Raw genomic sequence first — 13518 nt, 5'->3', positions numbered from 1 at the left:
TTCTAACTAAACCTTATTATGAAAAATCTACTTTTGTCATTCTTTTTCTTGATGATAACGAGCTCAGTTATAAAAGGAGCTAATGATCATCATGCCATCGGAGCACGTGCTACTGCTTTAGGACATAGTAGTATAAGCTTCAAAGATTTATGGTCTATAGTGAATAATCAAGCTGGGATGGCATTTATTGATCGACCAACTTTAGGAGTTAGCTACGAAGAGCGATTTATGATGAAAGAGATGAGCTTAAAAACAGTTGCTTTCATTCTACCAACAAATAGAGTCGGCAATTTTGGTTTTTCTTACACACATTTCGGTGACAGTGAGTTCAATGAGTTTAGAATTAATGTTGGCTATGCCATGCCTCTAGGAGAACATTTTGCTATGGGGTTAGCTTTTGATTATCTCGGGATGAGTGTTTCGGGTTCGTCTGAAAGTGGTCATACAGGAACAGTTACCGGCGAGTTGGGCATTATGGGTGAACCCATAGAAAATCTTTGGCTTTCAGCACATGCTTACAATCCCTTTGGAGTGTCTATTAGTGATTATGAATATGAAGAACCAATACCCACCATACTTAGCATAGGAGCATTATATCATTTTACAGAGGATGTTTTCTTTCTTGCCGAGGTGGAAAAAGATATTGATTATGATACAAGAGTGAAAGCGGGTATTGAATATAGAGCGTGGGACAAACTATTCTTAAGGGGAGGGATTACAACCAACCCAACAGAATTTAGTGGAGGCATTGGTGTTGAGCTCCAAAACTTCAAAGCAGATTTAGCTTTCTACAAGCACCAATATTTAGGTTATACGCCATCAATATCATTATCTTACGCTTTCTAACAGTTAACTCATGAGAAAATTTCAACTTATCCTTTTCTGTCTTGTTTGTTTTCTGCTGCTGAACTTTACCTGTAAGGCTCAAGACTTAAAAGATGAAGTTATTGAGCGGTTATTGGAAGATATGGATATTGATGAAGAAGCCGATTATACTACGCTTATCCAAGAGCTTTATGAGCTCTACGATAATCCTTTGAATATAAATGAAATCACAGCTGACCAGTTAGAAATGCTTCCCATGCTTTCTCAAATAGACATTATCAATCTAATCAATTATCGCAATAGGGTTGAGCAGATTTATACAATCTATGAATTGAATGCCATAGAAGGATTTACACCTACACTTTTGAAAGATTTACAGCATTTTGTTGTTTTTGAAGCTCCACAAAGACCAAAATATAAAAGAAGTTTAAAAGAGAAAATTCGATATACCTCAAATAGTATTATGTTAAGAGGGCAGCGGGTACTGGAGAAAGCATACGGCTATAGCGATTTAGCTATTTCAGACTTTGATGATGCCGATACTTATGAAAATTGGCAAAACAAACGGTATTTAGGCTCTCCATGGCGTTATTACTTGAGATATGAAACCCGCTATAAAGACGAGTTCAAGATGGGATTAGTTGCTGAAAAAGACCCTGGTGAAGAGTTCTTTTCCGGCACACAAAAAAGAGGATTTGACCATTATGCCGGATTCATACAATTTAGCAATATCGGCTTTTTAAAAACAGCAATAGTTGGAGATTATACACCTAGGTTTGGACAAGGACTAGCGACCTGGGGAGGCTATAGCATGGGGAAATCCGGTTACTTTTTAAACGTTAATAAACGCAACGAAGGTATCAAAAAATATGCTTCCACCAACGAAAATCAATATATGAGAGGCGTAGCTATAACGGTTGAGCCGATAAAACGTTTATTAGTTACTGCCTATTTTTCAAGCAAAAAAATTGATGGGAATATAAAGGATAGTTCAGCGTATGATAATGACGAAGAACGATTTACTTCATTTCTGACTTCCGGATACCATAGGAATCATAACGAATTGGGAAAAAGAAAAGTAATAGGAGAAGAAATCTGGGGATTCAACACGAATTATTTCTATAAAAATCTAAGAATTGGATTGAATTTTATAGATTATAAATTCTCTAAGCCGTTTTCTGGCGGCAGTAGTATCAGTGATTTCTTTGATTTTTCAGGCGATCATGGGAGAAACTATAGTATATATGCAAATTATAGAATTAAAAGGCTGTATTTTTTTGGTGAAGCAGCTTTAGATTTAGATGATTCTAAAGCATTCTTAGGCGGTGCTGTTTTTAATGCCACAGATCAGCTCAATTTTTCAATGGTTTATCGAGATTACGGAGAATCCTATCAAGGACTCTATTCTTCAGGATTTGGAGACAAATCGGGGACTAAGAACGAAAGAGGATGGTACATTGGCATGGAAATGCTCCCCTTTGCAAAATGGAAACTAAGTGCCTATTTTGACACCTATGAATTTCCGTGGCTACGCTTGGGCATAGACGCACCGGCACGCGGGCATGATTATAAGCTTCGTTTAGCTTATCATCATTCTCGACAACTTGATATCTACGGGCAATTTTATCATGAAACAAATCAAAGAAATACAGCCAATCCGTCAAGCAACCTTCGGTATCTTACAGATGAGAAGAGGACTAAAGTGCGTTTGCAACTCAATTATCAAGTAATGCCAAATCTTTATTTTAGAGACAGAGGTGAAATGTCTTTCTACAAAAAGGAAGATAAGGATATGAAAGGAATTGTTCTGTTCCATGACGTAATCTATAAAAATGCACAATATCCATTAAGCTTTTCAATGCGTTATGCACTGTTTGATGTTGAAGATTACAATGCACGAATTTATACTTATGAAAATGATGTACTCTATGCGTTTTCTACGCCAGCATTACAAAACAAAGGAATTCGTTTTTATCTAAATGCTAAATGGGACATAAACAAACATTTTACATTGTGGGCAAAATATGCAATAACTAGGTACTCTGACAGGGAAACCATTAGCTCAGGTTTAAACCTCATTGACGGCAATCAACAGCAAGAAATAAAGCTCCAAATTCGCTATAAATTTTAATAAAGTTAGTAAAGTGCAATGTTTACTACACAATCGATAGCCTCTAAATTAAATTAACACTATAAATTTCTGTTTTAATGTAATTATCTTTATATTTGTTACCATAATCAACTAAAACTTTATTTGTTATGTTCGAAGTATATAAGAGTGAAAAGAACCAAGAGTTCTATTTCAGATTAAAAGCAAAAAACGGAGAAGCGATTTTAACCAGTCAAGGTTACAAATCAAAAGCATCTTGTTTAAATGGAGTTGAGTCCGTTAAAAGAAACTCACAAAATGTAGATCTTTTTGAAATAAAAGAAGCTAAAGATGGACGCATGTTCTTTAATTTGAAAGCAACTAACGGACAGATTATTGGTTCTAGTCAAATGTATAAATCAGAAAGTGGTATGAAAAACGGTATCGCTTCTGTACAAAAAAACGCAAGTGGAGAGGTTAAAGATTTAACTGAAGCATAGATTAAAAACAAATTTTATTCATTAGAAAAGGGTAGGAGTTAGTTAACTTTTACCCTTTTTGAATTTACTCAGCAAAATTCGCTTCTAAAAATTCTTGCACATCGCGTGCAGTTGCTTTATAGTAAATGACCCTGCCTTCATTATCAATGAGAACGGCATGTGGCAATGAAAATGCTCTGTAAAGCTCTGCAATTGCATGATTTTCATCTACGATGTGTTGCCAAATCATATTATCTTCCGAAATAGCACCTTCCAAATAGGGACGTGATTCTTCTGTTTCTTCTGCAATACTAATAATTTCAAAACCTTTATCATGGTATTTCTTGTACTGTCGATTCCAAAACGGATTTTGCATGCGACAAGGCTGACACCACGACCCCCAGAAATCAAGCATAACGACTTTGTTCTTGCTGACAATATCCTGCAGATCAACTAAATACCCTTCAGGACTCAAACCACTGAACTGTGATGCAGGAAGCCTTTCGGGCTTATTAGGCTTTGGTGTAGGTTTTATTACAGGTGTCTTATCAACCGTGATTTTCTCCGATTTTAATTCTGTGACTTCTAGAGGTTTTACTAGTTGCTTTAGTTTTTTAGTTAATTCAGTACCAGTTGGGGTATTCAGTAGCACAGTGTCCAAAGCAGAATATAATAATTCAACTTTTTCTCGTTCCAGGTATTCCACAGATCGGTTTAATTCAAACAAGCTGATATAGTTAGCTGTATTCTTTTTTATGTAATTAGCAGAAAGTTTCTTGCGTTTGTTGATCAATGATGTGTACGGTTTTTTTAACTGATTACCATTCGAAGTATTCGATCTTGTTGCAGACAAACTTGAAAGAAAAAGCTTTCTGTCAATATTTGCTAATTCTTTTTGATACTCATTATATGCAAGCTGGCCAGGATGAGAGCTATTAATGAAAAACCGATTTGGATTATTATCCCAAACTCGAATTTCATACGTAAGTGCATCTAAAAAAATGGGGTGTTTTTCATCATTTTTAAAATGCAGAAAAGCAATGTTAACATTAGGTTTGCCTATAAGAGAAAACCTATTCTCTCTTACAGTTGCCCTATTCAATTCATTCCCGACACTATCAGAAAGTAAAACAATTTCATTATCTTTATTAATGACGTATCCGTTTATGATATATTCATTATTTCTATTGTTTGTAGTATTATGAGGTGAGTTGTTGCATGAATATAGAAACAAGAACGACAACAGAATGAGCAAATAGTTGAATTTCATTAGTAGTAATTTTATTTAATACTTAAAATACAAAGAAAAGACTTTTAGAATTATAATAATATTTTTGTCGCAAAAACAATTTTATTTAAGCCTTAGCAGTTATATTTGTGTTATGAAACTAATAAGATTAGCTTTTATACTATTTTTATTCCTAAGTTGTGGAGATAAACCTACACCCAAAGCAAAAGGATATTTCCGGATTAGTTTCCCAGAAAAAAAATACCACTTAGTAGAAGAGAGAGGATTATATACTTTTCAATTGCCAATATATGCAACTTTAAAAGATGATGATACCGCACAATACAGTTGGCAGAACATCTATTTTCCGAAACAAAATGGACAATTGCATCTGACTTATTTCCCTTTGAAAGAAAATCTCGCTGAGTACGTGGAAGATACACACAAGTTTGTCTACAAACATACCATAAAAGCTGATGGAATAAATATGAAAGAATATCGTGCTCCAGAGCGAAAAGTGTATGGTGCCTTATATGATATTGAGGGGAATACAGCCTCTTCAATACAGTTTTATTTAACGGATAGCACTCATCATTTTTTACGAGGGTCTCTTTACTTGAATGAAAAACCAAACAAAGACTCACTTAATGTAGTTATTGATTTTCTTCGAGAGGACGTAGCTCGCTTAATGCAAACCTTAGAATGGGAGACTAACTAATGCCTTTATATTCAACCCGACATATAAATGATCATAGTGTTCTTGCAGTTTGGCGAATTGAAGAAGGCGTAGATGAACTTCGTCGGCAAGTTTATTTATCAAAAAAAGATGAGGAAATGTTTGCAACGTTTCATAGCGAGAAGCGCTGTAAAGAGTGGTTAGCCTCACGACTACTTACTCAAATGATGCTAGAGGAGGATGTCAGTATCAGCTATGAACCCACTGGTAAACCATATATCCTGAATTCGGAATGGGAAATAAGCATTACTCATAAAAATGAATTTATAGGTGTAGTTTTAGGTAAGAATCGACGAGTTGCAGTTGATATTGAGTTGTTGTCAACCCGTTTAGATAAAGTCTATGATTATTTTCTGCGCCCAGAAGAACTGAATAGTTTGGTTAGAGGTGAGCGAAGTTTTCAGTTACATTTAATTTGGTGTGCAAAAGAATGTTTGGTAAAAATAGCTAATAGAAAAGATTTAAGAGTCCTAGAGGATATGTATGTACACCCGATAAATCCCAGAAAGAATAAATTTGTAGCCGAAGTCCGGGAAGACAACATTATGATTCCTTACACCTTTTTCTACGAGAGATTATCACATGATTATGTAGTTGTTTGGACTAGCGACACTGAAAAAGTAATTAACTTATTACTTTAATAAGAGCATGCCCTAAATAAACAAATAACAAGCCTGTCAATAAACTAATTCCCATATAAACGAAACTCAATGTTAAGTTGCTTTTTCCAATGATTAGTCCTTCGAATGCATAAGAAGAGAAAGTTGTGAATCCACCACAAAACCCTACCATAAGAAATAGTCTTAATTCTTCTGAAAACCAATCATAGGTATCCATCATTCCCCAAAGTAAGCCAATCAACAAACAACCTATGATATTTACCGTAAAAGTTCCCCAAGGAAAAAGTGTTTTATTTGCTGAATTATTCATAAATAGCCAAGAGACCATATAGCGTAATATACTGCCTATAAAGCCTCCAAACCCAACAATAAGAATATTCTTCAACATTTATCCTAGGTTTTATACATTAAATCTGAAATGCATAATATCGCCATCCTTTACAACATAAGTCTTGCCCTCTATAGCCATTTTTCCTGCTTCTTTACAAGCATTTTCTGAGCCATACTCTATGAAGTTCTCATATTTTATAACTTCGGCACGGATAAATCCTTTTTCAAAATCTGAATGAATAACACCTGCCGCCTGTGGCGCCGTAGCATTTTTATGGAAAGTCCACGCTCGAACTTCTTTTTCTCCTACAGTAAAAAAGGTTTCCAAATCCAACAATTTGTAAGCTTCACGTATCAGTGCATTTACTCCTGCTTCTTCAAGACCAAGTTCGTCTAAGAATAATTGTTTCTCTTCATAATCTTCCAATTCTGCAATATCAGACTCTATAGCTGCACCGATAACCAATAATCCTGCATCTTCATCTTTTACCGCTTCTTTTACTGCATCTACATATTTGTTTCCTGTTTTTACCGAAGCTTCATCTACATTGCAGACATAGAGAATCGGCTTGTTAGTTAAAAGGAATAGGTTTTTTGCAATAGGTTCTTCAGATTCATCTAACTCTACTGTTCTCGCAGATTTTCCTTGTTCCAAAGCCTCTTTATATCTTTCCAGTATAGCAACTAATTTCTTTGCTTCAGGATCTCCTCCTGTTTTTGCCACTTTAGCAGATTTTTGCAACCGGTTTTCAACCGTTTCTAAATCTTTCAATTGCAGTTCTATGTCTATAGTCTCCTTATCACTTACGGGATCTATTTTACCATCTACGTGCGTAATATTATCATTATCAAAACAGCGTAATACATGTATTATGGCATCTGTCTCCCGAATATTTGCAAGAAATTGATTCCCCAACCCTTCTCCTTTACTCGCCCCACGTATAAGTCCAGCTATGTCAACTATTTCCATAGTGGCAGGGACTACTCGCTGTGGTTTAGCTAGTTCCGCTAGCTTAATCAGTCTGTCATCTGGCACCGTTATCACGCCAACATTTGGTTCTTTAGTACAAAAAGGAAAGTTTGCTGCTTGTGCTTTCGCATTAGACAAACAATTAAAAAGTGTTGATTTTCCTACATTAGGAAGACCAACAATACCACACTGCAATCCCATAAATTCTAATCTTTATTATATTCAAAAAGGTGAAAATAAAGCTTTTCACATTTGCGAGTGCAAAAATACAACTTTAATTCTATTCTCATCAACAGTTTTCATATTTAACTGTTAATAAATAAAGGCATTTCGTAATACTTTCAATGTAAGCAAGTTAATCTGTCATAGCACTTAAGGCTGTTGTATGGCAATAAAATTCAATGAAATAAAGTGTATATTTGTGGTGATTTTAAAACAAACGAATTATTATAATGGATAATACATTGACAAACAGAGCTGCAGACAATATAAGAGCCTTAGCTGTACAAATGGTTGAACGTGCAAAGTCAGGTCATCCGGGTGGTGCTATGGGAGGTGCAGATTTCATCAATATTTTATATTCTGAATTCTTGTCTTTTGACCCTTCTGATCCAACTTGGATAAACAGAGATCGTTTCTTCTTAGACCCAGGGCATATGTCTCCAATGCTGTATGCGCAATTGGCTTTGGTTGGGCATTTTAGTATGAATGAATTGGCTCGTTTTCGTCAATGGGGAAGTCCAACACCAGGGCATCCAGAGGTTGACTTTTCCAGAGGAATTGAAAACACCTCCGGACCGTTAGGTCAGGGACATACTATGGCAGTAGGGGCAGCTATTGCAGAGCAGTTTCTAGTGACTCGATTTGGAGAATGGATGTCTCATAAGATATACACTTATATTTCTGATGGAGGTATCCAAGAAGAAATTGCACAAGGTGCTGGTCGCATAGCCGGAACTTTAGGACTAAAGAACTTAATTATGTTCTATGATGCCAACAATGTTCAACTATCCACAAAAGTGGATAGAGTCTCTAAAGAAGATGTTGCTAAAAAATATGAAGCATGGCATTGGAATGTCATTGAGATAGATGGGAATGATCCTAATGAAATACGTAGAGCTCTAAAAGAAGCGAATGAAGAACAAAATCGTCCTACGCTAATCATTGGAAACACAGTGATGGCTAAAGGTGGCGTTACTGCTGACGGAAGCAGTTTAGAAGGAGCTGTAGCTACCCACGGGCAACCGCTAACTGCAGCTGGAGGTGACTTAGAAAAGACTTTAAAAGGTTTTGGTGTAGAAGATATTGATGAATTAACAATATTCCCTGATGTAGCAAAATATTATGCTGGTTTGATGCAAACTAAAAAAGCTAAAGCAGCTAAGAAAAAGGAAGAACAAGATAAATGGGAAAAAGATAATCCTGCACTAGCAGCTAAGCTACGCAGATTCTTTTCTTCTGACATAAAGTCTATTGCTTTTGATGAAATAGAGCAAAAGATGGATATTGCTACTCGTGGAGCATCCTCAACAGTTTTAGGTGAATTAGCTGGCAAGGTAGAGAATATGATTGTGGGCTCTGCCGATTTATCAAACTCAGACAAAACGGACGGTTTTCTTAAGCAAACCACCGCATTTAATCATCATGATTTTTCAGGTTCATTCTTACAGCCCGGTGTTTCAGAATTTACTTTAGCAGCTATTTGTAATGGAATGGCGCTTCATGGTGGTGTCATTGCTGCGTGTGGAACCTTCTTCGTATTTTCTGATTATATGAAGCCTGCCGTTAGACTTTCAGCACTTATGGAGTTGCCTGTAAAATATATTTGGACTCATGATGCTTTCCGTGTGGGAGAAGACGGACCGACGCACCAACCCATTGAGCACGAAGCACAAATTCGTTTATTGGAGAAATTAAAAAATCACTCTGGAGAACCTTCTGTGATGGTTGTTCGACCTTGTGATGCTGACGAAACTACCGTAGCATGGAAAATGGCAATGGAAAACAAAAAAACTCCAACTTGTTTGATTCTTTCCCGCCAAAATATTCCATCTATTCCTGTAGATGATCGATACAATCAAGCATTAGGAGCACAGAAAGGTGCCTATATTATTGATGAAGATGAAAATGCAGAGATGGTATTATTAGCAAGTGGTTCAGAAGTTTCAACGCTTTGGGATGCAAAACAAATACTCAATGAAAAAGGTGTAAATGTAAGCTTAGTTTCTGTTCCGTCAGAAGGCATCTTCCGCAACCAAGATAAAGAATATCAAGAAAGAATTTTACCAAAAGATAAATTCCGATTTGGGCTTACTGCTGGCTTGCCCGTAACTCTTGAAGGCTTAGTTGGTGATAATGGCGCGGTTTTTGGACTAAATCATTTCGGATACTCTGCACCAGCTAAGGTTTTAGATGAAAAATTTGGATTCACAGCTGAGCAAGTTGCTGCAGAAATTATGAAATATGTAAAAAGATAGGAATCACTCTATGATTGATAGAACACCGAAGAGAGAGAAAGCAGTAATAATTGGATTAGTTGATAGATCAGCAGGAGTAACAGAACAGTTACTAAAAGAATATTTAGATGAGTTAGAATTTTTAGCTGATACAGCAGGTGTAGATATTCAAAAACGTTTTATACAAAAACTAGACACAGCACATCCTGTCACTTTTGTAGGACCAGGTAAAATTGAAGAAATTAAAGAATGTCTTTCAGACCACGAAGAAATAAGTCTTTTGATTTTTGATGATGAATTAACACCCTCACAATTAAGAAACCTAGAACGTGCGTTTAAAGTCCGTATTCTTGATCGTACAAATTTAATATTGGACATATTTGCCAGCAGAGCTCAAACTGCTCACTCAAAAGTGCAAGTAGAATTAGCTCAATATCAGTATTTATTGCCTAGACTTACTCGTATGTGGACACACTTGGAGCGTCAACGAGGTGGTATTGGTATGAGAGGACCTGGGGAAACTGAGATTGAGACCGACCGCCGTATTATCCGCGATAAAATAGCTCGATTGAAAAAGCAACTAGAGAAGATTGATAAGCAAATGGCTACCCAACGGAAAAACCGAGGAAAGTTAGTTCGCGTTGCTCTAGTAGGTTATACGAACGTTGGGAAATCCACCTTGATGAATCTATTGAGTAAATCTGAAGTGTTTGCTGAAAATAAGCTGTTTGCAACCTTAGATACTACCGTTCGTAAAGTTGTCGTACACAATATTCCTTTTTTATTAGCCGACACCGTAGGTTTTATTCGTAAGTTGCCCCACCACTTGGTAGAGTCATTCAAATCCACCTTAGATGAGGTTAGGGAAGCTGATATTTTGATGCACGTTGTAGATATTTCTCACCCGAATTTCGAAGAGCAAGTACAGATTGTAAACGAAACATTAGCAGAGATTGACAAGTATTCTAAGCCAATGCTCTTAGTGTTTAATAAAGTGGATGCCTTTTCATACATAAAAAAAGATGAAGATGATTTGACTCCAAAACTAAAAGAGAATTTCAGTCTCGACGAATGGAAAAAAACATGGATGGCAAAGGATGAATACGAAACTATTTTTATTTCTGCTAAGGAAAAGCAAAATATTGACGAACTCAGAGAGAAACTCTATGATATGGTGAAAGAGATTCATGCCACTCGTTTTCCTTACAACGATTACTTGTATCAAGATTATTCTCAATTGACTGAAGAAGAGGAGTAGCAACGAAATAAGCATTAAAATAACTCTTTAGTTTTTCAACATAACAACTTATGTTTCTCTAGAAAATTAGAAATATTTTGTATCTTTAACTATATCATTTGTAAACAATAGAATTATGTCAGTATTATTAAATTTTGCCATGTTTCCAACCGATAAAGGCGGAAAAGGCATCAGTAAATATGTGAGTAAAGTCATTAATATGATAGACGAGAGCGGTGTGTCGTATAAACTGAATCCTATGGGAACGACTATCGAGACAGCTACGATGCAAGAAGCGTTAGCTATGGTACAAAAAGCTTATGATATTTTAGAGCCTGATGCTGATCGAATCTATTCTTCGATTACTATCGATATCCGAAAAGATAGAGTAGATGGTATGCAACAAAAAATAGCTTCTATCGAAAAAAGAATTGGAGAAGTAAATCAGTAATTTTGTTTTTCAGATTCTTAACATTTTTTTTGAGATAAAAAAATAAAAATCCTTGCCTAATAATATTTTTTTGTTAATTTTATGGTGTTATAAACTTCAAAAAAATAAAAAATTATGGCGCAGAGAACAATATCATTCATAGAGTTTAGAAAAGTAAAAGATAGTTTACCAAAAGGAAGTACTCAAAAACTTGCAGATAGATTAGGAATTAATGTTCAAACAGTACGCAACTACTTTGGAGGACAAGATTTTAATTCTGGAGAAAGTGCAGGAGTACATTTTGAACAAGGTGGCGGTGGTGTTGTACGTATGGATGATGACACAATTTTTGAAGAAGCTAAAAAAATGTTATCAGAGCTTCAAGAAGCCTAGCAGAAGATAAACTAAGGAAGACAACATTAAAAACAAGGTGTTGTCTTTTTTTATGCACTAGATTCTTATTTTTTATACTTTCTCATCATTTCAATTATCCTTACCTTTGCAATCCTAAAAAGAGAAATTATTAAATGACGAGAGAAGAAGAAATAAAAAGACGTAGAACCTTTGGTATTATTAGTCATCCAGATGCAGGAAAAACAACATTAACTGAAAAATTACTGCTATTTGGTGGTGCTATTAATGTGGCAGGAGCCGTAAAAAGCAATAAAATTAAGAAAACAGCCACTTCAGACTTCATGGAGATAGAGCGACAAAGAGGAATTTCTGTTGCCACTTCAGTAATGGGTTTTGAGTACGAAGGGTACAAAATCAACATCTTAGATACCCCAGGTCACCAAGATTTTGCGGAAGATACGTTCCGTACGCTTACCGCCTGCGATAGTGTAATTATCGTAGTCGACTCAGCGAAAGGAGTGGAAGCACAAACTCGTAAATTGATGCAAGTTTGTCGGATGAGAAAAACACCTGTAATCGTTTTAGTAAATAAATTAGACCGTATTGGTCGTGATCCTTTTGATTTAATGGATGAAATTGAAAAGGAATTGCAAATACAAGTATGTCCATTGACTTGGCCTATTAATTCTGGTCCTGACTTTAAAGGGGTTTATAATATCTATCGCAAAAATCTGTCTTTATACCGGGCAGATATCCAGAGTATTACCGAAGCTATTGACTTTGAAGATATAAATACTCCTGAACTTGATGAACAGATTGGGAGTGATGCAGATACGTTGCGTGAGCATCTCGAGTTAGTTGATGGGGTTTATCCCCCTTTTAATAATGAGGAGTATTTTGATGCTGAAATAGCACCAGTGTTTTTTGGTTCTGCGCTACACAATTTTGGAGTGAAAGAGTTATTAGATTGTTTTGTAGAAATAGCACCTTCACCACTGCCAACTAAGGCCATAGAACGCGTAGTCAAGCCGATGGAAGAAGAGTTTACCGGGTATATCTTTAAAATCCATGCTAATATGGACCCAAATCATCGTAATCGTTTAGCTTTTGTAAAAGTATGTTCCGGTAAATTCGAACGAAATACCAATTATTATCATGTGAGAATGGGCAAGAAAATGAAGTTCTCTAGCCCAACAGCATTTATGGCTGAGAAAAAATCCATCATTGATGAAGCATATCCAGGGGATATTGTCGGTCTGCCAGACAATGGCAACTTTAAGATAGGCGATACCATAACCGGTGGAGAAGAATTGCATTTTAAAGGGTTACCAAGTTTTTCACCTGAAATGTTTAAATATATAGACAATGCTGACCCGATGAAATACAAGCAGTTAGCTAAAGGGATAGACCAATTAATGGATGAAGGTGTGGCACAGCTCTTTACTTTGGATTTTAATGGTCGTAAGTTGATTGGAACTGTGGGGGCGTTACAATTTGAGGTGATAGAGTACCGACTTTTGCATGAATACGGAGCATCATGCCGTTGGACACCTATGAATATGTACAAAGCTTGTTGGATAAGTTCAGATGACCAAGAACAATTAGAGAATTTCAAAAAGCATAAGTATCAGTATATTGCAAAAGATAAACATGGTAATGATGTTTTTTTAGCAGAGTCACAATATTTACTGCAAATGGCACAAAGCAATTATCCAAAAATTACATTTAATTTCACCTCAGAATTAGTTCAAAAAGAAGCATAGC

13 protein-coding genes are annotated in these 13518 nt (G+C 35.9%); 10 read left to right on the top strand and 3 right to left on the bottom strand.

Annotation, left to right across the window (positions count from 1 at the left end):
- Positions 1-18: 18 nt before the first annotated feature.
- The 3 genes from C7377_RS07930 to C7377_RS07920 all read left to right on the top strand — a co-directional run bounded on the left by C7377_RS07930 (position 19) and on the right by C7377_RS07920 (position 3414).
- Positions 19-846 (top strand): PorV/PorQ family protein, encoded by an 828-nt coding sequence (locus C7377_RS07930; RefSeq protein WP_133241476.1) that lies wholly within the window; start codon positions 19-21, stop codon positions 844-846.
- 10 nt (positions 847-856) lie between these two features.
- Entirely contained in the window at positions 857-2956 is a 2100-nt protein-coding gene (locus C7377_RS07925; RefSeq protein ID WP_116496819.1) for a helix-hairpin-helix domain-containing protein, read from the top strand.
- 128 nt (positions 2957-3084) lie between these two features.
- Positions 3085-3414 (top strand): YegP family protein, encoded by a 330-nt coding sequence (locus C7377_RS07920; protein ID WP_116496818.1) that lies wholly within the window; start codon positions 3085-3087, stop codon positions 3412-3414.
- 64 nt (positions 3415-3478) lie between these two features.
- Here the strand turns inward: C7377_RS07920 and C7377_RS07915 are convergent, their stop codons facing one another.
- Positions 3479-4663: a TlpA family protein disulfide reductase gene (locus C7377_RS07915; RefSeq protein WP_116496817.1), complete on the bottom strand. Its 1185-nt coding sequence runs from the start codon at positions 4661-4663 to the stop codon at positions 3479-3481.
- Between the two features lie 112 nt (positions 4664-4775).
- On the opposite strand from C7377_RS07915, the gene gldD reads away from it, so the two are divergent.
- Positions 4776-5339: a gliding motility lipoprotein GldD gene (gene gldD / locus C7377_RS07910; RefSeq protein ID WP_116496816.1), complete on the top strand. Its 564-nt coding sequence runs from the start codon at positions 4776-4778 to the stop codon at positions 5337-5339.
- Positions 5339-5998: a 4'-phosphopantetheinyl transferase family protein gene (locus C7377_RS07905; protein ID WP_116496815.1), complete on the top strand. Its 660-nt coding sequence runs from the start codon at positions 5339-5341 to the stop codon at positions 5996-5998. The genes gldD and C7377_RS07905 overlap by 1 nt, the downstream gene beginning before the upstream one ends.
- On the opposite strand, the gene crcB is transcribed toward C7377_RS07905, so the two are convergent.
- Positions 5982-6365, bottom strand: coding sequence for a fluoride efflux transporter CrcB (gene crcB, locus C7377_RS07900; protein WP_116496814.1), 384 nt, complete (start codon positions 6363-6365; stop codon positions 5982-5984). The genes C7377_RS07905 and crcB overlap by 17 nt on opposite strands.
- 12 nt (positions 6366-6377) lie before the next feature.
- The gene (gene ychF, locus C7377_RS07895) at positions 6378-7478 is read right to left on the bottom strand and encodes a redox-regulated ATPase YchF (protein ID WP_116496813.1); all 1101 of its coding nucleotides are present in this window, start codon (positions 7476-7478) and stop codon (positions 6378-6380) included.
- Between the two features lie 248 nt (positions 7479-7726).
- Here ychF and C7377_RS07890 point away from each other — a divergent pair, with 248 nt between their 5' ends.
- From C7377_RS07890 to C7377_RS07870, 5 genes are all read left to right on the top strand, one after another.
- A complete protein-coding gene (locus tag C7377_RS07890) occupies positions 7727-9754 on the top strand; it encodes a transketolase family protein (protein ID WP_116496812.1) in 2028 nt (675 codons plus the stop codon).
- Positions 9755-9764: 10 nt separating this feature from the next.
- The gene (gene hflX, locus C7377_RS07885) at positions 9765-10991 is read left to right on the top strand and encodes a GTPase HflX (protein ID WP_116496811.1); all 1227 of its coding nucleotides are present in this window, start codon (positions 9765-9767) and stop codon (positions 10989-10991) included.
- A gap of 115 nt (positions 10992-11106) precedes the next feature.
- Positions 11107-11421 carry an MTH1187 family thiamine-binding protein gene (locus tag C7377_RS07880; protein WP_116496810.1) on the top strand — a complete coding sequence of 105 codons (315 nt, stop codon included), beginning with the start codon at positions 11107-11109 and terminating at the stop codon, positions 11419-11421.
- A gap of 114 nt (positions 11422-11535) precedes the next feature.
- Positions 11536-11793, top strand: a complete 258-nt coding sequence (locus tag C7377_RS07875) for a helix-turn-helix domain-containing protein (RefSeq protein WP_116496809.1) — start codon at positions 11536-11538, stop codon at positions 11791-11793.
- Between the two features lie 134 nt (positions 11794-11927).
- Positions 11928-13517, top strand: coding sequence for a peptide chain release factor 3 (locus C7377_RS07870; protein ID WP_116496808.1), 1590 nt, complete (start codon positions 11928-11930; stop codon positions 13515-13517).
- Position 13518 lies beyond the last annotated feature (1 nt).

Source organism: Balneicella halophila, assembly GCF_003096835.1.
In the GTDB taxonomy this organism is placed as follows: Bacteria; Bacteroidota; Bacteroidia; order Bacteroidales; family Balneicellaceae; genus Balneicella; species Balneicella halophila.
This window is presented reverse-complemented; position numbering and strand designations above follow the sequence as displayed.